Source organism: Niabella aquatica (assembly GCF_054779315.1).
Genome location: NZ_BAAGYM010000020.1, coordinates 54038 through 78224, shown reverse-complemented (window position 1 = coordinate 78224; position 24187 = coordinate 54038). Strand labels below are relative to the sequence as shown.

The following is a 24187-nucleotide window of genomic DNA, read 5'->3' as shown; positions in this document are numbered from 1 at the left end:
TAAAATTAACCGGAAGATATATGGCGGCAAATGTGAAAAAAGTAGTAGGTAGTATAGCGCTAGTTGTTAAACTTTGAGATGGCTTCTGAACGGCTTTTTACCTGGAGCTTTTCGTAAATATTCCTGATATGTGTACGTACGGTTTCAATGCTGATGAATAGCTGAACGGCAATTTCCTTATATCTGAATCCCTTGGTAAGCAGTGATAATATTTCGTTTTCCCTGCGTGATAAAATTTCTGAATAGGTTTTCTCGGTTCTGCTGGCGGCAAAGTCCATTACAACCAATCTTGCGATCTGGCTGCTCATAGGCGAACCGCCGTTATGAATATCCTGTATGGCTTCAACAAGCTTTTTAGGATCTGTATTCTTCAGGATATAACCTGTTGCACCGGCCTTTAAAGCGTTAAAAGCATTTTCTGCATCGTCATAGCTGGTTAAAGCCATGCATTGCATGGCAGGATGGATCACTTTGAGTTTTGCTACTACATCAATACCTGATATACCTGGCAGGTTAATGTCGAAAAGCAACACATCGACCGGTTTTTTTTCCAGGTATCCTAAAGCGGTTTCCCCATCTTCAAAAGCATCTGCCACGTCCAGCTCTTCCTGCATATATAATAAAGCAAGCAGGGAAGTCCGTATGATTTCCTCGTCCTCAATTAATGCGATTTTAATTTTAGAAGCAGGCATAATATTTAAAATATAAAGTTAAACACCCTGAATGTTTATACTTTAAGTAAAAAAGTAGTATTTAAATGCTGATACCATAGCTCACTTCTGTACCGGTACCTTTACTGGTGGTCAGCCGAAGGCTCCCGTTAATACTCTCCATGCGGGCCTTAATATTACCGAGCCCGTTGCGTTTACCGTTTTTAGGGTGTATGATGCTATCTGCATCAAAACCTTTTCCATTGTCTTTTAAGGAAAATACAATCTGCCGGTCATCTGCAAAAAGCGAAAAAGTGATTTTTGTAGCCTCTGCATATTTTAAAGCGTTATTAAGCGCTTCTTTTGTTACCAGCATTAATTGCTGGCGGTGCCGGTGCCCCAGTGATATATCGGGGATGATTGCCGGAAAATTAAATGCCACTTCTATAGATAATGGTTCAGTGGTTTCAGAAATATATTCATTCAGGTAAGCTGCGAGGTTTCCTAATGTATCGTTATGGGGGTTTAATGTCCATATAATCTCCCCCATTTTATCTGCCAGCCCACGTGATGTAGCGCTTATTTCATTGATTATTTTACTACCACCCTCCTGCGTCCCGGAATTTTTACCCAGTTCGGAAAGCAGGGCGATTTTACTGAGGCCGGTTCCTAACTCATCGTGCATATCTCTTGAAATACGCAGCCGTTCATTGTTAACAGCGAGCTGCTTTTCTATAATGCGCCGTTGCTTTTCCAACCTTCTTTTTAAATAGTATTTGAAACCTGATAATACAAGACCAGACAATAATACTATTGCAATAATTTTGAACCACCAGGTACGCCAGAAAGGAGGGGTAATAGTAATGGTAAGAAGTGGTTGGGAGGCAGACCATATGCCTTCACTGTTCGCTGATTTTATTTCAAAGATATACCTGCCGGGTGGGATTTTACTATACCTGGCTTCGGGAATATTGTAAGCGGTGATCCACCTGTCCTCATAACCTTTTAAGCGGTACAGGTACTGGTTTACATTAGGCGCCGTGTAATCTAACGTTGCAAATTTTATAAAGATATTGTTGTCGTCATAATTAAGCTTTATCTTTTTAAGGAAGTTGATGGCTGTATCGGTTTTAAATGGTTTTTCATTAATGAGCAGATCTGTTATATACGACCTGGACACAAAGGTCCTTTTAAAAAATTTTCGCTCATCAAACCAGTTAATACCGGTAACGCCCCCAAAGAAAATAGTATGGCCATCCTTAAAATAGGCCCCTGTATTGAATTCATTGGATTGTAACCCGTGCTGTATGCCATATTGCTCCACTTCACTTACCGTTATTGCCGTATCTTTTTTCAGGGTCACCTTGTTCAGGCCTTTGTTGGTGCTGATCCAGAACCTGTGATCATCTTCAGGGACGATCGCGTAAATGAAATCATTACTTAAGCCGTCTTTTTCATCAATAACCTGTAGCGCGTCAGAACTATCCCGCTTAATAATAATCCCAACATTAGTAGCATACCAAAATGCCTTCCTTAAATTATCTCTGCGTACCTGTTTAATGGTTAAGCCATTAAGGCCCTGTTCTATAATACGGGCATTATTTGTTTCATCTACACGCACCGTTAAATATCCTTTTCCTTCACCTTTGCCGACGATGATATCCCCATTGTCCTTCACAAAAAGGCTTTGTATATCATCTTCAAATTGCTTATTAATAAGGCCCAGGTCTGTTACCGATAGCTTCCCGTTAGCCTCATCTATAATATAGGTGCTTTGGAAGGTGCCTGCCATATATTTATGGGGGCTTATCTGGGCAAAACATTGAAGAATGTTTTGGGATTTGCCTTTTCGCATATATGCTATACGGGTACTGGTCGTAAACTTTGCGTTATCAATGTCTGTTATACCTATTTCGTCGCCTATGTTCATCCATACCCGTCCTTTATCATCTTCTTTTATAAAATAGATGCCATGAAAGGCAATACCGGGCGTTTTTGCCGGATCGAAAATTAATTGATGCTCCCCGCTAAATCGGTTGATCCTGTATAGTCCCCTGGAATACGTGCCCACATATATTTCCCCGTTTTTATGATAGATGCTTTTTACCATAAGCAGCGAACTTTCTCTGTTTGCAATAGCTTCAGCGGGAAACGCGTTAAAAAGATTGGGCTTTAGGTTTAAAATGCTTATCCCTCCTCCTTCTGTACCTAACCAAAGATTGTTTACATGATCGATAACAGAAGTATAGATGAGGTTGGAGGAAAGACTTAAAGGATCGTTTTCAATATTTGTATAGTGATGAAAGGTTCCGCTGGCACTATCGATAAGCACAACGCCTCGATCGGGCGCTAGCGCAATAATGCTGCCTTTTGAAGCCGCGGTTTTGCCAAGAGGAGTCAGTTGCCTGTGAAATCTTTTATCATTAGGTGTTTTATAAGCGGCTGTTACTTGGCCGGTAGACAGGTTAAACTCCCGGATCTCATTTTCTAAAGCAAAAAGGATACTTGAATTATTATATACAATGGGTGCTGACAATTTTTTGCTGCCTGTGCTTAAAAGAAAATCAACTGCTTTGCTTTTAATATGATATGTATACAAGCCATTGTCTTTCTGGAAAAGAAGATAAAGATCTGATGGATCAGGAGTGTATATTCCAAAAACATTAGATATATCTATTCTCTTAGCGGCGGATGTGTTTACATTAATGATAACGATGCTGCCTGGTATGCTAACAATGATCTCGTTTTTAAAAAGCCCCAGGATCCTGCCTTCCAGGTCGCGGCCTATTTTTCTTATCACAGAGAAGGTTTCAGTAACAAGGTTCATCTTTACAATCTGCCCGTCTACGATCATCCATAAGTTTTGCTGGTGATCCTGAATGATTTTCCCATTTATTATTTTCCCCGGAAACCGTTTGGCCGTTTTGTCGCGAAAGCTTTCCCTGTGTTTTTTTATTTGCCTGCCATCGTACCTGTTCAGCCCATCACCGGTACCTATCCATATAAACCCCTGCTCGTCCTGGAAAATTTCTCTTACTGAATTTTGGCTGAGGCCGTCATTTACACCCAGGCGCCTAAAGTTTTGATCATTCTGGCAAAATGATACAGAAGCGGCGGCACAGGTGAATAAAAACAGCAATGGTTTAAAAATGCTCATAAACAACAACAGGCTTACTGTCAAATATAAAACTAATAGCAATTGAATATCTGTAATACACCTATATAATTAGTAAACGGCTATCATCCTGATAATTATCGGGAAATATTATACAGGATACCAACAGGGCTGCCAGTATGGTGTAAATAATCCTTTGGTTTCGTATTGCCTGCCATAAATTTGTGTGATATATTAACAGCATTAAAACAGAACAATGAATGCCGTCGAAATGTTAGGCTATACAGCAGGCGCTCTTACAACGCTTACTTTTTTGCCCCAGGTAATTAAAACAGTTAAAGAAAAATCAGCAAAAGATGTATCGCTGAATATGTTTTTGATTGCCGCGGCTAACCAGGTTTTATGGATTATTTATGGTGCATTACAACAGGATAAGGTAATTATTCTCACAAACGTGCTGATACTGGTGCTGTCTCTGACAATGATTTTTTTAAAATTGAAATTCGGCAGGTGATCGGTATTAAAAATTAAAACGCAGGCTGCCGAATATACCAAAGCTTTTGCTATTGGGAATTGATGGTTTTTCAGGTAAAGCCCGCCATATCAGATCTATTCTTAATACACGAAAAATATTATCTATTCCCGTACCTAATTCAAGATAAGTTTTTCCGTCCAGCGAAAGGAAATGGCTCCCGGGTTTAAAGTTGAGGGCTTTGTTGGCATCAGATAATGAACCCCACAATGCTTTTACGGTATAGAACTGTCTGAACTTTAGCCGGGGCGCTATCTTAAATATGCCGTTACCGATATTATGCTCGTAATTAATACCGGCAAACCGGTCATGCACGTATTGATACCGTAACATTGTATTAAAAGCATATTTATTATAATAGTAGAGCTCATTTCCCGGAGCTACATCTAAAAAGGTATAGGGAAGGGTGCCAAAGGTTTTCCCCGCGTAAACCTGGAAGCTGATATTGCCGAAAGGCGGAGTTTTGATATAATCCGATACGGCAAATAAAAGCTTGGAGTAATTATACCGGCTGTTAAGGATACCTGAAATACCTTTGGTATAACTGGCTTCTGCAATAGGATAGGGGCTGCCCAGGCTGGCCCTGTAGAAAGTGTTTTCAATAAACTTTTCCAGGAAGGCAAAGCGCAGCCTTACCGAAAACTCTGTAGAAGTGAATCGCTTCATGTCTGTTCTGAACGAGTCTGCAGGTAACAGGTTGGCAAGCGGCGTATAGGATTTATTACTTATGGTAGCCTTTACTGAGAAACCAACAGGCAGCTCATTAAAGAACTCAAAGCTGCTTTCTTCAAGATTGATGAATTTCATCGGAACACCAGGCTTGCGTATAGCAAAAGAGAAGATGTTATCTGATGATATTTCGCCGTAATACCGCTGTCCGAAATCAAGATCATTTTTATAGGTAAGCGACCAGTACTGCCGGGGATCCTTTTTAGGCAGGTAAAACAGCTCTGCCATACCTTTCATTTTCTGATCGGTAAAACCATAAGCCAGGTAAGAATGGTACATGAACTTCTTATTAAAATGCTTATTGCTGGCTACATCGAACCTTGTTCTGAAGCCCTCCCATGCATTTCCCGAAAACCAGTTGTAGGCAGAACCTAAACGCACATTACCTACATCAAAATAGCCAGAGCCTGCAAACTCCAGCTGTTTGGTAAGTTTTTGGTATACCGGTGCATTTATAATTGTGTCAATCATTTTAATAATATTCTTTTCGGTTTTACTTAGCTCTTCATGTCTTGCTCCATCCCAATAGGCATTGTCCTTTTCCTGGGCCTTAGGTAACGTAATGACCTCTTCCTGTGTTTTATTCAGCATTAGTCTTTTTACAACCGAGCTGTCATTTACTACAATATTCCTGTATGTGCTTGTTTTTCGCCCAATGATACCTGGCGTTTTATTGCCCACGGGCGCCACATCTACTACAAGTTTTTCACGGCTAACAAACCAGTTGCTATCTGGCAGTCTGGTATACTCCTGTATATAACTAAGCCGTTCCATAAAATTGATATCAGCGCTTTTGTCCAGCGAAAGGTTCATTTTTTGGATAGCATAGCTGCCGGAATGTACCCAGCAGTCACCTTCAAAGGTGTTCATCCCTTTTCGCCTGGGCCGGAAAATAAGATGGAAATATCTCTCTCCGCCCAGGTACTGTGTATCGGCAATTGTGTATTTATAATAAAAATCGCCATTGTCGCTCACCGGGCTCACAAACTCTTTATTAAATACGTTAATAAAATTGTTGTACACATTAATTACCTGGTCCATGCCTCCCAGGAACTTTACCATACTTTCATTCTTGACACCATTGGTGTTGGCGCCTATGATCTCTTCCCGGCGTTTGAGTGGTTTTTTCTGGTAATAATAGTTGCTTATGGCTTCTGTAAGATACGCCGGTAAAATATGGATGCCTTCGGAGCTGTCTACATTTTGATTAATAAGTTCATGAATGGGCCTGAGCGGCCTGATTCTGGTTATTTTTTGAAGGCTCCTGAAATTTTTGAGATCTACCTCCAGTTTGTTGTAAAGTTCATAGGAAAAATTATTGAACTTATAGCGGTTATTTTCGGGCTTATGCGCTACTATTTTTTTCCAGAGCCAAAGGCCTTTATCAATTTTTGATTTTACAATGACAATATCTCCCATCGCTCTTTCCATAGGAATAATAACATCCAATGCGCTTTTATCATTTTCCAGTTTCAAAAAAAAGGTTTCGTAACCCACATAGCTGATGGTTACTGTGTCAGAAGGCCAGTAGTTTACCGAAAAAGCAAAGCGGCCGGCCGAGTCGGTAATGGTACCTATGTTTGTATTCTTAAAAGTAACGGTAGCAAAGGGAATCGCTTCCTCATTATAGGCGTCTGTCACTAAGCCCCTTAATGTTTTTTGAGGGAAAGCTACCAACCCCGATACCAGGAAAGCCAGCAGAAAGAAGATCTTCAAAGGACGGTTCATCGAACGCAAATCTACGATTGTTTTGATTTGCAAGAGGTCATCGGCACAGTATTAGTTGCAACTGTTACATTTGCATATAAAAAATTTTACAGCAATGCTTTTGGTGCAGAAATTTACATTCAATCCTATTCAGGAAAATACATATGTCCTTTACGCCGAAAATGGCGATTGTTGCATTATAGACCCCGGATGTTATTTTGAAGATGAACGCGAAGCGCTGCGCCGGTTCATCGAATCAAAAAAGCTCAGACCGGTTTATTTATTGAATACACATTGCCATTTGGATCATGTTTTTGGTAACAAATTTGTGAGTGAAACCTGGAGATTGCCGCTATATCTGCATGAAGCTGAAAAGGCGGTTTTGAGTTTTGCACCCAAATCTGCCGAAATGTATGGGTTGCCCTTTGATCATTACGAAGGAGCAATGAACCAGCTAACCCCAGGAGACATTATTAAAATAGGAACCGGTAAATTAAAAATTTTATTTACGCCAGGGCATTCTCCGGGGAGCGTAAGCTTTTACAACGGGAATGATGGTTATGTGATTAGTGGCGACGTGTTGTTTAGCGGCAGCATTGGAAGAACAGATCTGCCGGGTGGAAATTTTGAGGTACTAAAACAGTCTATCAAAACAGAATTGTATACTTTGCCGGATAGCACGAACGTTTACCCCGGTCATGGTGGAGGAACCAGTATCGGCTTTGAAAAGAAGAACAATCCTTTCGTGAGAGAAGATTAAGCGTGTATATCGCTTTAAACAGTGTTTATACCAGGTTATGCGAGCACTGAGCTTTTTGAAAGTACCGGTATGTCCCTTCAGGCGGATGCGCAGCGTATAATGAATACTTTGTTGCTTGGCCTTAAGCCTCAATGTAAGATACGTTTGTGCTGTTTTATGCCCGCAGTGGCTCGGATGATTGATTTTTTGCCTTAACTTAGTTATGCTATAACCTGGTTGTGTAACCTATAAATACCAAGTTTCGGGAATATCATGTTCTTAAGGTGTAATCCTGTAATAAGATTGTTGCTGCCTTTTTGTGCGGGCATTCTCATTCAATGGTATGTGCAGCCCCCATCTTTCATCAGCATATACGCTTTTACCTGTTGCATTATTATTTACATATTTATGAGAAGATGGAGCGATTTCAGTAAGCTGAAATACGCTGCATTACAGGGGGGTGTACTTATACTGGCTGCTATTGCCTGTGGCATGTGGCTCGCCTATAATAAAGATGTGCGCCACAAAAGAAGCTGGTTGGGTAATATCTGCCACCAGGAACAAGTACTTATTGCCACAGTGAAAGAGCCGCTGGTTGCTAAAGATAAAACTTATAAAACAGAGGCTTCCGTTACTTGTGCTATAAATAGTAGGGGAAAGCGGCCTTTATCGGGTAATATAATCATCTACTTTAAAAAAGACAGCAGCGTCCAAAATCTTAAAGCCGGGGTTCAGCTACTTCTTAAAAAACCTTTACAGCAGATACGGAACACCGGTAATCCGGGTAGCTTCGATTTTCGGCGATACGCCTTGTTTAACGGTATTACACACCAGGTGTATTTAACTGAAAGGGACTATACCATACTGCCCCGGAAAAACATTGCAATGTGGGAAAAGCTACTGCTGAAAACCAGGGAATATGTTTTAAGTACCATCCAAAATAATATCAAAGGGAAAAAAGAGCAGGGACTGGCCGAAGCCATGCTAATAGGCTATAGGGGTGATTTGGATAAAAGCCTTTTACGATCATATACAAATACAGGTGTTGTGCATGTGATTGCCGTATCGGGTATGCACCTTAGCTTACTTTACTGGCTCATCAATTTGTTGTTACACTCCCTGCTGCAAAAGCGATCAGGCAGGTGGCTCCATACGGCACTGGTATTGGTTATTTTATGGGGCTTTTCGTTTATAGCCGGCGGGGCGGCATCAGTAGTGCGGGCGGCAGTAATGTTCAGCTTTATTACCATTGGTAAGCAAATCAACAGGAGCGCCTCTATATATAACATCCTGGCTGCCTCCGCATTTTGCCAGCTGGTTTATGATCCTTACTGGCTTTGGGATGTAGGTTTCCAATTGTCATATATTGCTGTATTGAGTATTGTTATTTTTTATAAACCAGTGTACAGTTGGCTCTATATCAAAAATACAATGCTCGATAAAGTATGGCAGCTGGCCGCCGTAAGCATAGCTGCACAAGTATTGACCACTCCGTTGTGTATGTACTATTTTAACCAGTTCCCCGTTTATTTTTTATTGGCCAATATGGTAGTGGTACCTGTGTCTGCCCTTGTGCTGATAGGAACGCTGATGCTCGTTATAGTGGCACCTGTAAAAATACTCGCTGCATTTACCGGCGCGCTGCTGAATGCTGTGATCTGGTGGTTGAATACTTTTATAGAACGTATGGAAACCTTTCCTTTTGCTTTATGGGAGGGCCTGCAAATAAATATACTTCAGGTCATATTGCTGCTGATGATTATTTCAGGGCTGGGTTTTTGGCTGATGGAAAAATATAAAGCCGGTTTATGGGTTGCTCTCACGGGGCTGTTAATGTTTTGTTCCATAAGGTCGTATTCTTTTGTCATAGCCGGGAAGCAGCAAAAACTGATAGTATATAATGCCAGTAATTATGCAGCCGCAGATCTTATCTCGGGCAGGCAATATTTCTATATTGGCTCTGAAGAATTGGCAGCAAACGAAATGCTATCGGGTTATGTATTGAAACCTTCCCGCACTTTACACCGGGTGACCGGAGCCGGTAGCAGGCTAGCTGGGTATAAAAACGGGAACGCCATTCTCTTTAGAAATAAGAAGCTCTTTTTTATTAACAGTAATTTTAAAAATGCAGGACATCAAAATAAGCTGGATACAGATGTGGTTATACTATCAGGTAATCCGAGGCTGTATATATCAGATCTTTTGGCCTTGATAAATCCGCGACAAATAGTAATAGACGGGTCTGTGCCTGCTGCGAAAGCCCGTTACTGGGTAAAAGATTGCGATTCTTTAAAAATTCCCTGCCATAATGTAGGCACCGAAGGGGCTTTTGTAATGAACTTTGATTAGCTTACTTTTGCGGCTCATTTTCATCAGCTATGAACAAGAAAATACAATCAGCACTCATTTCGGTTTTTTATAAAGATGGCCTGGAGCCTATTGTAAAAGAACTGGCGCGCCTCGGTATTACTATTTATTCTACCGGCGGTACCCAAAAGTTTATTGAAGACCTGGGCATTACCGTGGTTCCGGTAGAAAACCTTACTACTTATCCTTCTATCCTGGGCGGGCGTGTGAAAACCCTGCACCCTTCAGTATTTGGTGGTATTTTAGGCAGAAGAGACCTGGAAACCGATATGCAGGAGATGCAGCAGTATAAAATTCCCGAAATAGATTTAGTAATTGTAGATCTATATCCTTTTGAGGAAACAGTTGCAGCTACTACCGATGAAAAATCAATTATTGAAAAAATAGATATTGGCGGCCCTTCTATGATCCGTGCTGCGGCTAAAAACTTTAAGGATGTGCTGGTGGTAGCTGCAAAAAAAGAGTATGCATCGGTTACAGCACTGCTGCAGTCACAAAATGGAGAAACCACGCTTGAACAGCGGCGCTCTTTTGCTGCAAAAGCTTTTGAAATTGTGGGTCATTATGATGTGGCCATTGCTCAATATTTCAATACCACCAATGCAGATGTGGAATATTTCTTCCATTCCGAAACGCATCCGAAAATTATGCGTTATGGCGAAAACCCGCATCAGCAGGGTATTTTCTACGGCAATCTGGAACACATATTTAACCAGCTGAATGGTAAGGAACTTTCCTACAACAACCTGGTGGATGTAGATGCCGCGGTGCAGCTGATCCAGGAATTCTCCGAAGGGACCTCTCCTTCGGAAAAGAAAGAGGGTGAAGTTGTTTTTGCGATCATCAAGCATACCAATGTGTGTGGTGTGGCATCGCGTAAAACGATTGCTGATGCCTGGGGCGCGGCGCTTTTGGGCGATCCCGAAAGTGCCTTTGGAGGAGTATTGGTTACAAATGGCACCGTTGATGAAACTACCGCAAACGCTATTAATGAATTGTTTTTTGAAGTACTGATTGCTCCTGCTTTTGATGAAGGGGCATTGGGTATCCTGAAAAGTAAAAAGAACAGGATATTGCTGCAGCTTAAATCTTTTCCGAAAGAAAAAAATCAGTTTGCGTCTGTATTGAACGGTGTATTGGTACAGGCCAACGATGAAGGTAACTATGCAGAATGGACAGAAAGCGGCGGACGTGAAACTACCCCGGCGGAAAAGGAAGACCTGGTATTTGCCAATATAATCTGCAAGCATTTAAAATCTAACGCCATTGCTTTAGTAAAAGGAAAGCAGCTGGTAGGTAAAGGTTGTGGGCAAACCAGCCGCATCGATTCTTTGCGTCATGCTATTGAAAAAGCCGGCCAGTTTGATTTCGACCTGAAAGGTGCGGTTTTGGCCAGCGATGCTTTCTTCCCTTTTGATGATTGTGTGAGGATGAGCCACGCTGCAGGCATTGAGGCCTTTATCCAGCCCGGGGGCTCTATCCGTGATAAAGATTCCATCGAATACTGCAAGCAAAATGGCCTGGCGATGGTGCTTACGGGCCTCAGGCATTTCAGGCATTAATGTTCCGGGAGGGGAATAACTTTTTTTCAGGCGAGTCTATGGAGGGCTCGCCGTTTTTATTTCGAATAGTTGGGTTTCTGCTTGCAGGACTCGACGTCCTGGTTAATGCTGACTTCATACCTACGCGCATGCCCCATCTTGAGCGTCAGCTAAATGACCAGCGCCAGGTACCTTCCACGAGACCGGCTGGAAAATAAATGGTTCAAATCATTCCATGCTCAGATAACTCCTTCACCATCCACACATTGCATGAAGTGTGGCCCGACTGTCCCAGCGGGCGATCGATAGCTGTATAACCCTGTTTTTCATAAATACGGATGGCTGCAGCAAACTGCGGCAGGCTTTCAAGATACAATTGCGTATACCCCATTTCGACAGCCGATTGTGTGCACTGTTCCATCAAAGCTCGGCCAACACCCAGCCCGCGCGCTTCTTTACTTAAATAAAATTTTACCAGCTCGGCACAACCATCCGGCAGGCCTTTGGTGGGATAAATACCGCAGCTGCCCACCAGCCTGCCATGCACGTCGGCCACCCATAAAACCGATTTCGGGTTTTTAAACAATCCAAACAGGTCATCAGTAGTTGGATCAGTATACACTGTACCTTGCCGGGACGCATCGTGCTCTTCAAAAACACGCCGTATAACAGCCGCCAAAACGGTGTTGTCGGTCTCCTGTATTTTTCTTATTGTCATATTTTGGAAGCTGCAATTTAATATATTAGGATAATTATGCCTTTTTGTTGTTTATTCTTTTCTTGTGCAAACACCCCTGCCTGTACATTCCTGTTACTTCACTTCATCTCTTGTAATTATTTTAAATATTTTTTCTTTAATTTAATACTTAATTTTGTATGAATGAATACAATAACACTGCATATACCTGATAGCTTTGAACTTGATGAAAAAACAACCCTACGTTTTTTAGCAGCTAAATTATATGAATCAGGTAAACTTTCATTGGGACAAGCCGCGGAGATGGCAGGTTTGTCTAAATCTACTTTTGCCGAACTACTCGCAGACTTCAATGTTCCTTTCATTAACTATCAATTTGAAGATGTTCTAACCGATGCAGCAAGAATATAGTACTGTTATTGCGGACACCAGTTGTTTTATCTTGTTAGACACAATTAATATGTTGCCTGTTCTTCAAAAAATATTTGGGGCAATCGCCACAACTCCTGAAGTAGCAGCTGAGTATGGTAAACCACTGCCTCCCTGGATAAATATAAATATAAGAAAAGTGCAAGATCCAACTTTCAAAAAGCAATTGCTTCAGAAGTAGATAAAGGAGAAGCGAGTGCCATTTCATTGGCAATAGAATTACAGCCTTCGCTTTTGATTATTGATGATATGAAGGGCAGAAAACTTGCCAGCCGTCTTAGTCTCAATTTTACTGGCACACTGGGAGTACTCTTAAAAGCCAAACAAAAAGGCATTATCTTACATTTGCGTCCTATTTTCGAAAAGATACAATCCACTAATTTTCGAATCGCCCCCAAACTCTATGTTGCAATACTCCAAGAAGTCGGAGAATGGGTAGCATGAGAAATATTCGGATTAAGTTCATTTTATCCACCATTTTTTGCACAGGCCCCTGTAAGCCGCATGGCACCTGCACATTAAAAAATCCAACCAAAGTTTCTCACATCCTGTGTATAACAACTTTAGAAAATCTGTTTTTTATACGATTAATTTGTAGGCACGTTTGGGGGGCGGTGCTTAACAATTCCTTAAACGCTAAAGAGAGAAAGATACAGTGTGATGGGGCAAAAGCCAATGAGAAGGGACCCGAATCTGATTTTTTAAACAATATATTTTTATAAAAAGAGAGGCTGAAAGGCCTGGTAGCCAGTAATAAGACCGTGTATGGCTAATGGTATTTCGTCGCTCTTAAATTTTGAAAATAGCTGGAAGGCTTAAACTTTTTTAGTATGGGAATATTTGATAAACGCGTAAACTACAAACCTTTCGAGTATCCGGAGGTATTGCAATTTACCAGCGCCATCAACAAATCGTTCTGGGTACATTCCGAAGTGGATTTCACTGCCGATACGCAGGATTTTCATTCGCACCTGACCCCGGCAGAGCGGAACGCTGTAAAGCGCGCCCTGCTGGCTATTGCACAGATCGAAGTGGCTGTAAAATCTTTCTGGGGCAATTTATATAACCACCTGCCCAAACCCGAGCTGAATGGGTTAGGCAGCACCTTTGCCGAATGCGAATTCCGCCACAGCGAAGCTTACTCGAGGCTGGTGGAAGTGCTGGGCTACAATGACGAATTTGAAAAGCTGATCGAAGTGCCGGTTATCAAACAGCGTATTGAGTATTTGTCGAATGTTTTAAAGAACACTAAATCAAACGATAAGCAGGAGTACAGCATGGCGCTCATCCTGTTCACTATCTTAATTGAGAATGTATCCCTGTTCAGCCAGTTTGCCATCATCCTTTCTTTTACCCGCTTTAAGGGATGGATGAAGAATGTAAGCAACATCATTGCCTGGACATCGGTAGACGAGCAGATACATGCCAACGCCGGTATTTACCTGATCAATAAAATAAAAGAAGAATACCCCGAAGTGCTGAACGAAGAAACCCTTTCTCGCATTACGGATATGGTGAAGGAATCTATCGAAATTGAGGAGCAGATACTGGACTGGATATTTGAAGAAGGCGATGTGGATATTTTAAATAAAAAAGACCTGAGCAACTTTATCAAATTCCGCGTGGACGAAAGCCTGAATAAAATTGGCCTGCCTTCCCAGTATTTTATCAGCGCCGAGCAGTATCGCCCGATGCGCTGGTTTGAAGAAGAGGTATTTGCCAACAGCCTGGACGACTTTTTCGCAAAACGCCCGGTGGATTATACCAAGCACGATAAGAGCATTACGGCGGATGATCTCTTTTAGCTGGCAGAGAACAGTTCTCAGCTATAACCGTCAACAATGAACTCCGAAACAATACAGCCCCTAAACAATAATTACTAAAACCTGTTAAAAACTTAGAAATATGGAAGTAATGGACCCAATGATACAAAAGAACCCGGTTACGGAGAAAATGTGGTGGAAAAACGATGAAAGCGAACAGATACTGAATCGCGGTTATTTATTGAAAGGCGAATCGGTAGAAGGTGCTATTGAACGCGTGTGCGCTGCAGCTGCGCAACGCCTGTATAAGCCGGAGCTGAAAGAAGCGTTCATGGAAATGGTAGAGCGTGGCTGGATGAGCCTTAGCTCTCCTATCTGGGCCAATATGGGCACCGAAAGAGGCCTGCCTATTTCCTGCTTTAATGTGCACGTGCCAGACCATATTGAAGGCATTACCCACAAGCTGGGCGAGGTAATTATGCAAACCAAAATCGGTGGCGGCACCTCTGCTTACTTTGGCGACCTGCGCGGCCGCGGCAGCTCGGTTACCGACAATGGTAAGAGCAGCGGTGCGGTAAGCTTTATGCGCCTGTTCGATACCGCGATGGATACTATTTCCCAGGGCGGTGTGCGCCGGGGAGCATTTGCTGCTTACCTGGATATCGACCACCCGGATATTGAAGAGTTTCTGCAGATCAAAAATATCGGGCACCCTATTCAAAACCTGTTCTTTGGTGTCTGCGTACCCGATTACTGGATGCAGGACATGATTGAAGGCGATAAGCAAAAACGCGATATATGGGCTAAATTGCTGGAAAGCCGCCAGCAAAAAGGGTTACCTTATATTTTCTTTACCGATAATGTAAACCGCAACAAACCACAGGTATATAAGGATCAGAACTACATGATCAATGCAAGTAATCTTTGCTCAGAGATCATGCTGCCTTCTACCAACGATGAATCGTTCATTTGCTGCTTATCATCTATGAACCTTGAGTTGTATGATGAGTGGAAAGATACCGATGCAGTGCGTTTGGCCATCTTCTTCCTGGATGCAGTATTGCAGGAGTTTATTAATAAAACAGAAGGTAACCATTACCTGGCAAGTGCCAATAAATTCGCCAAACGTCACCGTGCTTTAGGCCTGGGCGTATTGGGTTGGCATTCGTACCTGCAGCGCAATATGATTCCGTTTGAAGGTTTAAGAGCGAAACAACTGACTTCTAAAATATTTGCCGATATTAAGGAAAAGGCCGACAAAGCCACTATCGACCTGGCCCGTATTTACGGCGAGCCAGAAGTATTGAAAGGCTACGGCCGCCGCAATACCACTACTTTGGCTATTGCGCCCACTACTTCCTCTTCGGCTATATTGGGACAAACCTCTCCGGGTATTGAGCCATTCAGCAGCAATTATTATAAAGCGGGTTTGGCCAAAGGAAACTTTATGCGCCAGAACAAATACCTGAAGCAATTGCTGGAGCACAAAGGCATTGATAATGAAGATACCTGGCGCAACATTATGCTGAACCACGGCAGCGTGCAAAACGTTCCTGAATTAACTAAGGAAGAGAAAGATGTATTTAAAACCTTTAAAGAAATAAGCCAGTTAGAAATTATACAGCAGGCCGCCATTCGCCAGCAGTATGTAGACCAGGCGCAGAGCCTGAACCTGAACATACCCAGCAACCTGCCGGTGAAGGATGTAAACAAGCTGATGATTGAAGCATGGCAGCTGGGTGTAAAAACCCTGTACTACCAGCGTAGCCAGAGCGTGAGTAAAGAACTGGTAACGAGTTTGGTTACCTGTGTGAGCTGCGAAGCGTAAAGAACAACAAACATATTGAACCCGGATCATTGCAAAGTGGTTCGGGTTTTTTTATTAAATGAAAATATATATCAGTGACCACAGAAATATTTGAAGAATTGCTGAAACAACCTGAATCAGCAATTCTTGATTTCAAGAAAGTTCAATATGATTTCGACAATGACTCAGACAGTCGAAAGCTTTCTAATTTTATTAAAGACGTGATTGCCTTTTCTAATACAGTTAGAACGGAGGCCGCTTATATTGTAATAGGTGTAAAGGATAAAGGAAATGGTGAAAAAGAATTGTTTGGTCTGGATCGTGTCATTGATGACTCAATTTTTCAAGAGAAAATAAAAGATAAAGTTTATCCTATACCTTCTTTTTTGTATTTCCCATTTGTATACAATGGATTGATATTTGGAATAATTAAATTCCCTATTACCAAATATTCACAACCGATTAGCTCCACAGTCAAACTCAAAGGACTAGAGCCCGGTAAATTTTATTTTAGAAGAGGGTCTATGAATTCAGAAGCCTTAGGTAATGAATGTGTGAACATGTATAAATGGTTTGAAAGCTTGCCAGGATTCGAAGGACGGCAGCCTTTAGATGAGGAAGTCTTTTCCATAATTAATGAAACAACAAAAAAAGAGATTTCACTTTCAACCTGCGTGTCTGAAGCCTTAAAAGTTTCTAGAAAATATGATCTAATAGATTTGGAGACATTCTGTAAAAATGAACTTGCTGGGTGGAATGGCAAGCAATCAAGTGAAGATATTCGCTGTCAATATTCTTATAGGGTAATTGAAATTCTTTACACCTCAGGGGATCTACAAATGCCTGAATATTCTTCTTGGGATTCTTCGAGGATGATGGAGGAAATGCGAAAAATAGAAGGGATATATTCCGCTAAAATGTTTTTTAATCATCCTTTGATGGAGATAGAGGAAATTCTTGAAAGATTATCGCAGCCAAGACAAGCGCTGTTCACATTTGTATTGCCAAATGATAATTTTCCTAAAGCTCAAAACCTTGAGAAGCTAAAAATATCTGGTTACGCAAGCAGGGATGACATTGGAAATTTATATAAAAATATCAGGCAAAAATTTATTGATAGTCTTATAAGTTGCCAACGGAAATAGTGAGCCAAAATAGTTGACTTACCAAGCCTCTATTTTAAGCTTTTCTATTTCGCTAAAGTGTTTGTCCTTTGTCACTAAAACAAGGTTATGCTGCATTGCGGTAGCCGCAATCCAGATATCATTAGTTGGAATAGGCTTTCCTTTTTTATAAAGATTAGCAACAATAATTCCATTGTGTTCGGCTGTTGCAGTGTCAATGGATAATATGGTACATAGCTCAAAAAATGCATTCAATTTCTTAAGATGCTTAGCTTTATTTCGTACCCGGTTAATACCTACTAAAAGCTCACCTGCTATAACAGAAGAAATAAAAATTTCGGGCAGATCGTTTAAGTTGCCTGCAATGGTTTTATTACCCTCAAAAATGTCGATAATAATATTGGTGTCCAGCAAATATTTACTTCCAGTCATCAGGATGTATTGTTTCGCTGGTTTCGGCAATTACGTTTCTCATAGTATTTGCTTCTTTTTTGCTTAGGAAGCCTACAAAATCAGAGATGCCTGATTGTGTTTTTTTATGAAGTATTTTTGTTCTGGCACTTTTCAATACAGCCTCCAAAGCCTTTAAAGTATCTTCATTATCCACTTTTAGCACTTCTTCAATTACCGATATTTTTCTTGTATCTGTAGTATACATAACAGCATTTTTAATGCTATTCAAATTTACATTAATTTCAGAAAACTTTTGCAAAGTCCTTTTTATTTAGTCATTTCGACCGAGCGTAACATGGTGGAGCGAGCGGAGAAATCTCGTCGTATAAGATCCCTCCGCTCCGCTGCGTTATGGTCGGGATGACGGTATTCCGTTATCACCCTGAGCGTTAAAGGGATTGATGATAGAATCCACACGCTGACAGGAAACCTTATCAGGCGTAAGCAAATATTCATAGTTCATTTGCCAAGTAGACCGTTCAATAGTTATTCCCTCGCCAATCGCCCTGGCAACCGATTGGCGGTGCCCTTTCCTGCCTGCCGGCAAGGCAGGTTTGCTCCACTTTTTTGGGCAAGCAAAAAACGTGGAAAAAAATAAAGATCATTTAATCTACAATTAGATCCCTCCGCTCCACTGCGTTATGGTCGGGATGACGGTATTCCGTTATCACCCTGAGCGTTAAAGGGATTGATGATAGAATCCACACGCTGACAGGAAACCTTATCAGGCGTAAGCAAATATTAATGGCTCATTTGCCAGGCAAACCGTTCAATAGTTATTCCCCTGCCAATCGCCCTGGCAACCCCTGCCCGTCCGGTCAGCGGGGATTGGCGGTACCCTTTTGGGGGCAAACAAAAAACATGGAAAGAAAAATTATTTAAAATTGCTGAAGCATTGAGGATGGAAGTTTGCGAGCTGCTGGTAACGGGGAAGATGAGTTAAAACCATTAAGAAGTTCCTTCTCAGCTGTGTCTTCCAAAAAGGACCCGGCGTTATATTGCTCCAGGTTTCCTGTATAGGGCCAGGAGAGAAAGTAAAGACATCTATACCAGCGCGCTCAGCAGCAGCACGCCCGCCAGGCCGGCCACACCTATAACAGATTCCATCACGGTCCAGGTTTTAAAAGTATCGGGCAGGCTTAACCCCAGGTATTCTTTGAACATCCAGAAGCCGGTATCGTTTACATGCGAGCACATCAGGCTGCCGGCTCCTATGGATAGTACCATCAGCTCGGGACTTACATGCATGGTTGCCACCAGCGGCTGCACTATGCCCGCTGCGGTTAGCCCGGCTACGGTAGCCGATCCCAGCGCAATTCTTAACACGGTTGCTACCAGCCAGCCCAGCAACAGGGGCGGCATAGAACTGCCGGTAAAATAAGCCGCAATAGCATCGCCGGTGCCGCTTTCTACCAGCACCTGCTTCAACGCTCCGCCTGCAGCAGTTATAAAAATAATGGAAGCAATGGCATTCAGGGCCAGGCCCGATTTACTCATTAAATCACTTACTTTTACCTTTCGCATTACTCCCAAAAATAATAAGGCCATTATCACGGCTATCACCAGCGACATACCGGGATCGCCGATAAAAACAAGCAAATCTTTCAAAGCGCCATCTGCCGGTTTTACTATTTGCAGCGTTAATGTAGATACCACCAGCAGCAGTACTGGAAATAAAGCAATCAGCAGGCTGATCATAAAACCGGGCCTGGCCTTTGCCGGATCTTCTTCACTAAACAATTCTTTAGGCGGCCTGGCTTTTATCTTCTTTATTGTTTCCGGGAAAAGCAGCCCGGCTAATATTAGAACCGGAATTGCAATTGTCAGTCCGTACAACAGCGTAAGGCCCATGTTGGCACTAAAAATATGGGCTATAACAGCCGGCCCAGGGTGAGGAGGCAGAAAGCCGTGGGTGATGGAAAGCGGCGCTGCCATGGCTATGCCCAAGTACACAACCGGTAATCCGGTTTTATGGGCCACAGCAAATACCAAAGGGATCAGCACTACAAAACCGGCATTGTAAAATAACGCAAGGCCCACACAAAAGCTGGTGATACAAATGGCCAATTTGGCTCTTTTTGCGCCAAAGATCTTCAGTAATTGATCACTTATTTGCCTGGTAGCGCCGGTTTCGGTTAAAATGCTGCCCAGCATTACACCAAAGCCCAGCACTGTAATAACCGACCCCAGTATATCTCCCACTCCTTTTGAAATAGCGGCCACTACCTGCGGAGCCGCCATGCCATTGCTAAATCCTATAAATAAAGCGGTAAGGATAAGCGCTGTAAAAGCATTCAGCCTTGCAGCCGATACCAGCAGCAGGAGCAGTACAATTCCAATGACAAGTATTACAACCGGCGACATGCAATATTTCGTTTTAAAAAATTAATCAAGGACCTGTAAGGCGGTAACAGCAGTTTGTTCAGCGCCGTCCAATACGGAAACGGTAACAACATCTTTCTCGTCTGCACCGGGCTCTTCCAGTGTATCGAACTGGCTTTTTAACAAATTCAGCGGCATAAAATGACTGGTGCGGGCAGCCATTTGTCGGTACACTTTTTCGTAAGAAGCCTTTAAAAATACGAAGGAGATATTTTGGATTCCCGCTCTTAAAGTATCCCTGTATTTTCTTTTTAAGGCAGAACAGGCGATTACGCAAGTGTTGCCGCCGGCAGCGATCGTACCTGCAGTTTGAATAATCTGCTTCAACCAGCCCTTTCTGTCTTCATCGTTCAGCGGCAAACCCGATTGCATTTTTTGGATATTGGCCTGCGGGTGCAGGTCGTCTCCATCCATAAAAACAAAACCTTTTACATTGGCAATTATCTTTCCAGTAGTTGTTTTACCGCTTCCCGAAACACCCATCACAATAATAACCTTTGAGTGCATAAAATAGTATTTTGTTTTACACCTGGTCTTCAAACCCAGGTGCTTTCGTTATTTGATTCATTTTTAGCCGGGTTGCAAGGCATTCCCCCTCGCAAATGGTTCTTCAGGCGCTCTATAAAAATGCTGCCGATCCTATTTCAATACTAATGTGCAACGTATCTGTAAGCGGTATAAAAATACTTAATTTAAAGCGGTACATCTCCAATAAGTTCATATTACTCCAGGTTGCTAAGTAAAGGCATGCAAGGTTACATTAAATATTATCGTTCAAAAAAAGCACATGCAGATGACGTTCTTCTTTAACGGTATAATGAAAACCATTTTCCCCTCAGTTAACCGCGCATTCTTCAGTATGATTTTTAAACCGGATAGGATTTTTTCCGGGAAGGGTGACGTTGTGCCCCATTAATTCTTTATGCACCGAGAAATTGACAATATTTCTCGGGCATTGTCTCTTATATTTTTCCGATGTATTGACAGATGATTTTCCCGGCGCTCCGCTGAATGTTTTGCAGGTTGCTTTCGCATCATATCTTCATTGTTAAAACAACCTTACCCACATCTGCTTTCCTTTTTTTCCTGGTCAGTGATTTTAGAAAGTAAATACTGTCATTGAGCTGTTTTGCTATACGCTGGCTGGAAACATTATAATGCAGCGCTATTGCTTTACAGGAAAGGCCACGGCGGAAATAAAGCGTAACAATATTTCTTTTTTTGGGTGGTAAAAGTGAGAGCGCCTTATACAACAGGTGGAGCTGTTCTTTATCGTTGTTGTATAATTTGTTTTCAGAAAATTTATCGGCAAAGGCTTCGTCTATATCATTGCGGTAAACCAGTCTTTCTTTTATCTGCTTTTGGCGGTAGGAAAGGCAGCCTTGTTTTAAGTGAAGCTGTAGCACACAGTATAAATGCGCCGGGCACCGGATCAGGTGTCTCAGGTTCCAGGTATTAATAAAGGCGTCATGCACAATTTCTTCAATAGCAGCGCCGTTCTTAATATAACGCCGCGCAAAACGGGATAGCGGTGAACAATAAGAATTATAGAAAAAGGTAAAGCCTTCTTCTTTGCCCATTTTAAAGTACCGGAAATGGGTATGCGCATTAAGATCAGGTTCTGTAAACATTAAACATTAAGCATTTGCTTTTGCGGGTAAAAGCGCTGTAACGGTGGGTTAAATAACACGAACATCGCAGGAGCTACTATGCTGCCAGGCCGGGTTGCTTTTTATATAGTTCGTAAGTCTTAAGTAACATTAGCTCTGAGAACTTTTCAGAAAACAGAAATGCAGCTCTTCTTTGGCCGGCGCCGTTGCTAAACAGGACTTTTAGGGTAGCGGGCATATATAGAAACAGCCTTGGCCCTGTAATTAACTACCGGAAGAAAAGATATATTATTTCGTGTCTTACTATTCATGCCGAATGTAGCGCTAGGTAAGCCCTTAGGCGAATGGCCTGATTTTATTAGAAATTATCTTACTAAAATATAGTTTTGGTCGAATTAGACCAAATATTTTTTAAGGTGTTTGCCAACTTTAATTTGAAATGGCAAACGAGGAAGTATTAAGAATAAGGAAAGAGTTCGGGGCTTATTTAAAAAAGCATCGTGAAGAAATTCTGAAGGAAAGAAATCTGCTTGCCTTTTCCTATAATTCAGAACTGGATAACAGCAAACTTGGTAAGATCGAAAAAGGGGAGGTCGATATTCAGTTCAGTACTTTAATTGAAATCGCCAGAACGTACAGGTTACCTTCAAAAGCGATCTTTGGTTTTAAATGCATCATCACAGAGTAGCGCATACGCATACGCAACAGGAGTTCTCCCATTCATAACTCATTCATTCCACCACTAAACCTCAGATGGCTTCCGGGGTTTAATGAGCTGCTCATGTTTTTAAAGCGAAAAGTATATCAAATAATAAAAAAATATTATGTTTGCGGTATTTGATTAATTAAATATGGAAATTCACGTATGGCCAAACAAAACTTTTTTATTGCCCTGTTTAGTTTGTTTTTTTTACAAAACATTTTAGCGCAGCGAATAACAGGTATATATACGGATTTTAACTATCAAAACAATGGCTACTGGTATGCAAATGGCTCTTTAGATGAAAGTTCCAGCCAGCCTGCTACATCGGACCAGCCGAGCAATAGCCATCACCTGCTGGCTTTTACATGGAATGGAATTACCTATACTACAGGTGTAAATGATGGCTTGCTCGATAGCAAAATAGCAAGTAATGGTTTTACGAAAAAGTCGTTCAGGGCTTTCCCGGTGGCCTCTTTACCTTCGCCGGTCAGCAGCACTTATGTGGGTGTTGGTTATAATTACGGTGGTGCCGGCGACGTGGTTCTGGCAAATAATAGCATGGAGTATTACCTTACGGATGGTATAAGGGGGTTCGATTTGGGCACTGGGATCTATAATCTGCCTAAAACAGGCGGTACATCCGGTAATCAGCCCAGTAAATACACTATAGCAAAAATAGAAACAGCTGATTATACCCAACCCGTTGTGGTTATTTCACAAATGGGCCAGCCCGGCGGACCCGCCGCTGAAGACGTATTCTACTTTGTGAATGAACACGGAGCAGTAGTTGGAAGTAAAAAATCTGTAAAGTTTTCTGATATAAAGGGCGTGGGATGGGGCTATTTTAAATTTTATACCATTAATGCTAACGGACTCAACTATACTACTAGTCCAAGTGGTTCGCGCGTGTTACGCTTTATCGCCTATTCGCTGGCAGATTTTGGTATAAACGCCTCCAATATAGGCCAGATAAAACAGTTCTGGCAGGAGCTTTCCGGCAGCAGCGACCAGGCGTTTATAGGATCTTATAACACGGAGACGATGGAAATAGCCCAATCGGTAAGCGGGTATATTTATAAAGACGGAGCTACAACACCTAACAGCCCGGGCTACCAGGGTGCTGTTGTTAAACTGTTTAAAGCGGACGGAACTACACAAGTAGCCGTAAGCACTACCAACGCAGCAGGATATTATTTGTTTGGAGATATTCCTAAAGGAAATTATATCATAAGGGTGACGGTTCCCGGTGGACAAAAAATTGAAACAGCATCCGATAGTAATAATGATACCGATATACCGATCGTTGTTGATGAGGAGCCGGTTACGAATACTTTCTTCTCCATAAATCAGGTGCTGCCCGTAGATTTTGGTTCGATCTTCGCTAAAGTATCCGGGGGAAGACTTTTGATAGATTGGTCTACGCTAAGCGAAACAGGTAACAGCCATTTTGAAATTGAATTTTCGAACAATGGTAAAGCATTTGTAAAGATCGGAACAGTAAATAGTAAAGCAAAGGACGGTAATTCTGATGTTTCTATAAATTACCGTTTTGCTGCCGGACCAGATAGTGCAACAGGTTTATTGGGTCTTTCTCTTCTCTCTATTGCTTTGATAGCACTGTTCATTAGCAGGAAAAATAAAATGTTATATGTAACAGCTATATTAGTCGGAATGAACCTTATAGGTGCCTCCTGCTCTAAAAACAACATGGATATGGAGGCTGATAGCAATGGTTTTATCCGCATAAAACAAGTGGATAAAGATGGCACTTATCAATACAGTAAAGTGATAAAAGTGATAAAAGAGTAGTCTTTCACTATACCTGCTCTTACTTTTTCA

General features: G+C 41.8%; 20 protein-coding genes. 11 read left to right on the top strand and 9 right to left on the bottom strand.

Annotated features, from left to right (window positions below):
* Positions 1-59: 59 nt before the first annotated feature.
* On the bottom strand, positions 60-692 hold the full coding sequence (locus ACYVBM_RS15735; RefSeq protein ID WP_460686642.1) for a response regulator: 633 nt from the start codon (positions 690-692) through the stop codon (positions 60-62).
* Between the two features lie 61 nt (positions 693-753).
* Positions 754-3807 carry a ligand-binding sensor domain-containing protein gene (locus ACYVBM_RS15730; protein ID WP_460686641.1) on the bottom strand — a complete coding sequence of 1018 codons (3054 nt, stop codon included), beginning with the start codon at positions 3805-3807 and terminating at the stop codon, positions 754-756.
* 214 nt (positions 3808-4021) lie between these two features.
* On the opposite strand from ACYVBM_RS15730, the gene ACYVBM_RS15725 reads away from it, so the two are divergent.
* Complete coding sequence (locus ACYVBM_RS15725; protein ID WP_460686640.1) at positions 4022-4279, top strand: SemiSWEET family sugar transporter; 258 nt, start codon at positions 4022-4024, stop codon at positions 4277-4279.
* A gap of 6 nt (positions 4280-4285) precedes the next feature.
* Here ACYVBM_RS15725 and ACYVBM_RS15720 read toward each other — a convergent pair whose 3' ends face one another.
* Positions 4286-6754, bottom strand: coding sequence for a DUF5686 and carboxypeptidase-like regulatory domain-containing protein (locus ACYVBM_RS15720; protein ID WP_460686639.1), 2469 nt, complete (start codon positions 6752-6754; stop codon positions 4286-4288).
* A gap of 94 nt (positions 6755-6848) precedes the next feature.
* On the opposite strand from ACYVBM_RS15720, the gene ACYVBM_RS15715 reads away from it, so the two are divergent.
* From ACYVBM_RS15715 to purH, 3 genes are all read left to right on the top strand, one after another.
* Complete coding sequence (locus tag ACYVBM_RS15715) at positions 6849-7493, top strand: MBL fold metallo-hydrolase (protein WP_460686638.1); 645 nt, start codon at positions 6849-6851, stop codon at positions 7491-7493.
* Between the two features lie 252 nt (positions 7494-7745).
* Entirely contained in the window at positions 7746-9821 is a 2076-nt protein-coding gene (locus ACYVBM_RS15710) for a ComEC/Rec2 family competence protein (RefSeq protein ID WP_460686637.1), read from the top strand.
* Positions 9822-9850: 29 nt separating this feature from the next.
* A complete protein-coding gene (gene purH / locus ACYVBM_RS15705) occupies positions 9851-11401 on the top strand; it encodes a bifunctional phosphoribosylaminoimidazolecarboxamide formyltransferase/IMP cyclohydrolase (RefSeq protein WP_460686636.1) in 1551 nt (516 codons plus the stop codon).
* 202 nt (positions 11402-11603) lie between these two features.
* Here the strand turns inward: purH and ACYVBM_RS15700 are convergent, their stop codons facing one another.
* Entirely contained in the window at positions 11604-12098 is a 495-nt protein-coding gene (locus tag ACYVBM_RS15700; protein ID WP_460686635.1) for a GNAT family N-acetyltransferase, read from the bottom strand.
* A 162-nt stretch (positions 12099-12260) separates the two neighbouring features.
* On the opposite strand from ACYVBM_RS15700, the gene ACYVBM_RS15695 reads away from it, so the two are divergent.
* The 5 genes from ACYVBM_RS15695 to ACYVBM_RS15675 all read left to right on the top strand — a co-directional run bounded on the left by ACYVBM_RS15695 (position 12261) and on the right by ACYVBM_RS15675 (position 17221).
* Complete coding sequence (locus ACYVBM_RS15695) at positions 12261-12488, top strand: UPF0175 family protein (protein WP_460686634.1); 228 nt, start codon at positions 12261-12263, stop codon at positions 12486-12488.
* Between the two features lie 267 nt (positions 12489-12755).
* On the top strand, positions 12756-12950 hold the full coding sequence (locus ACYVBM_RS15690) for a DUF3368 domain-containing protein (protein WP_460686633.1): 195 nt from the start codon (positions 12756-12758) through the stop codon (positions 12948-12950).
* Between the two features lie 386 nt (positions 12951-13336).
* Entirely contained in the window at positions 13337-14311 is a 975-nt protein-coding gene (locus tag ACYVBM_RS15685) for a ribonucleotide-diphosphate reductase subunit beta (protein ID WP_460686632.1), read from the top strand.
* A gap of 100 nt (positions 14312-14411) precedes the next feature.
* A complete protein-coding gene (locus ACYVBM_RS15680) occupies positions 14412-16097 on the top strand; it encodes a ribonucleoside-diphosphate reductase subunit alpha (RefSeq protein WP_460686631.1) in 1686 nt (561 codons plus the stop codon).
* Between the two features lie 74 nt (positions 16098-16171).
* Entirely contained in the window at positions 16172-17221 is a 1050-nt protein-coding gene (locus tag ACYVBM_RS15675; protein WP_460686630.1) for an AlbA family DNA-binding domain-containing protein, read from the top strand.
* 18 nt (positions 17222-17239) lie between these two features.
* Here the strand turns inward: ACYVBM_RS15675 and ACYVBM_RS15670 are convergent, their stop codons facing one another.
* The 5 genes from ACYVBM_RS15670 to ACYVBM_RS15650 all read right to left on the bottom strand — a co-directional run bounded on the left by ACYVBM_RS15670 (position 17240) and on the right by ACYVBM_RS15650 (position 21666).
* The gene (locus tag ACYVBM_RS15670; protein ID WP_460686629.1) at positions 17240-17632 is read right to left on the bottom strand and encodes a PIN domain-containing protein; all 393 of its coding nucleotides are present in this window, start codon (positions 17630-17632) and stop codon (positions 17240-17242) included.
* Positions 17619-17858 (bottom strand): hypothetical protein, encoded by a 240-nt coding sequence (locus tag ACYVBM_RS15665; protein ID WP_460686628.1) that lies wholly within the window; start codon positions 17856-17858, stop codon positions 17619-17621. Before ACYVBM_RS15665 ends, ACYVBM_RS15670 begins: the two co-directional genes overlap by 14 nt.
* 839 nt (positions 17859-18697) lie before the next feature.
* On the bottom strand, positions 18698-20017 hold the full coding sequence (locus tag ACYVBM_RS15660) for a gluconate:H+ symporter (RefSeq protein ID WP_460686627.1): 1320 nt from the start codon (positions 20015-20017) through the stop codon (positions 18698-18700).
* Between the two features lie 21 nt (positions 20018-20038).
* Positions 20039-20542, bottom strand: coding sequence for a gluconokinase (locus ACYVBM_RS15655; RefSeq protein WP_460686626.1), 504 nt, complete (start codon positions 20540-20542; stop codon positions 20039-20041).
* A 527-nt stretch (positions 20543-21069) separates the two neighbouring features.
* Positions 21070-21666, bottom strand: a complete 597-nt coding sequence (locus ACYVBM_RS15650) for an RNA polymerase sigma factor (RefSeq protein WP_460686625.1) — start codon at positions 21664-21666, stop codon at positions 21070-21072.
* 418 nt (positions 21667-22084) lie between these two features.
* On the opposite strand from ACYVBM_RS15650, the gene ACYVBM_RS15645 reads away from it, so the two are divergent.
* Together ACYVBM_RS15645 and ACYVBM_RS15640 are read left to right on the top strand one after the other, a co-directional pair.
* Positions 22085-22333, top strand: coding sequence for a hypothetical protein (locus ACYVBM_RS15645; RefSeq protein WP_460686624.1), 249 nt, complete (start codon positions 22085-22087; stop codon positions 22331-22333).
* A 177-nt stretch (positions 22334-22510) separates the two neighbouring features.
* Positions 22511-24157, top strand: coding sequence for an SdrD B-like domain-containing protein (locus ACYVBM_RS15640; protein ID WP_460686623.1), 1647 nt, complete (start codon positions 22511-22513; stop codon positions 24155-24157).
* The last annotated feature ends 30 nt before the right edge of the window (positions 24158-24187 follow it).

Bases quoted from the DNA above. Each gene is read 5' to 3' on its own strand.
- ACYVBM_RS15735 (WP_460686642.1), bottom strand. From the start codon at position 692: ATGCCTGCTTCTAAAATTAAAATCGCATTAATTGAGGACGAGGAAATC.
- ACYVBM_RS15730 (WP_460686641.1), bottom strand. From the start codon at position 3,807: ATGAGCATTTTTAAACCATTGCTGTTTTTATTCACCTGTGCCGCCGCT.
- ACYVBM_RS15725 (WP_460686640.1), top strand. From the start codon at position 4,022: ATGAATGCCGTCGAAATGTTAGGCTATACAGCAGGCGCTCTTACAACG.
- ACYVBM_RS15720 (WP_460686639.1), bottom strand. From the start codon at position 6,754: ATGAACCGTCCTTTGAAGATCTTCTTTCTGCTGGCTTTCCTGGTATCG.
- ACYVBM_RS15715 (WP_460686638.1), top strand. From the start codon at position 6,849: ATGCTTTTGGTGCAGAAATTTACATTCAATCCTATTCAGGAAAATACA.
- ACYVBM_RS15710 (WP_460686637.1), top strand. From the start codon at position 7,746: ATGTTCTTAAGGTGTAATCCTGTAATAAGATTGTTGCTGCCTTTTTGT.
- purH (WP_460686636.1), top strand. From the start codon at position 9,851: ATGAACAAGAAAATACAATCAGCACTCATTTCGGTTTTTTATAAAGAT.
- ACYVBM_RS15700 (WP_460686635.1), bottom strand. From the start codon at position 12,098: ATGACAATAAGAAAAATACAGGAGACCGACAACACCGTTTTGGCGGCT.
- ACYVBM_RS15695 (WP_460686634.1), top strand. From the start codon at position 12,261: ATGAATACAATAACACTGCATATACCTGATAGCTTTGAACTTGATGAA.
- ACYVBM_RS15690 (WP_460686633.1), top strand. From the start codon at position 12,756: ATGAAGGGCAGAAAACTTGCCAGCCGTCTTAGTCTCAATTTTACTGGC.
- ACYVBM_RS15685 (WP_460686632.1), top strand. From the start codon at position 13,337: ATGGGAATATTTGATAAACGCGTAAACTACAAACCTTTCGAGTATCCG.
- ACYVBM_RS15680 (WP_460686631.1), top strand. From the start codon at position 14,412: ATGGAAGTAATGGACCCAATGATACAAAAGAACCCGGTTACGGAGAAA.
- ACYVBM_RS15670 (WP_460686629.1), bottom strand. From the start codon at position 17,632: ATGACTGGAAGTAAATATTTGCTGGACACCAATATTATTATCGACATT.
- ACYVBM_RS15665 (WP_460686628.1), bottom strand. From the start codon at position 17,858: ATGTATACTACAGATACAAGAAAAATATCGGTAATTGAAGAAGTGCTA.
- ACYVBM_RS15660 (WP_460686627.1), bottom strand. From the start codon at position 20,017: ATGTCGCCGGTTGTAATACTTGTCATTGGAATTGTACTGCTCCTGCTG.
- ACYVBM_RS15655 (WP_460686626.1), bottom strand. From the start codon at position 20,542: ATGCACTCAAAGGTTATTATTGTGATGGGTGTTTCGGGAAGCGGTAAA.
- ACYVBM_RS15650 (WP_460686625.1), bottom strand. From the start codon at position 21,666: ATGTTTACAGAACCTGATCTTAATGCGCATACCCATTTCCGGTACTTT.
- ACYVBM_RS15645 (WP_460686624.1), top strand. From the start codon at position 22,085: ATGGCAAACGAGGAAGTATTAAGAATAAGGAAAGAGTTCGGGGCTTAT.
- ACYVBM_RS15640 (WP_460686623.1), top strand. From the start codon at position 22,511: ATGGCCAAACAAAACTTTTTTATTGCCCTGTTTAGTTTGTTTTTTTTA.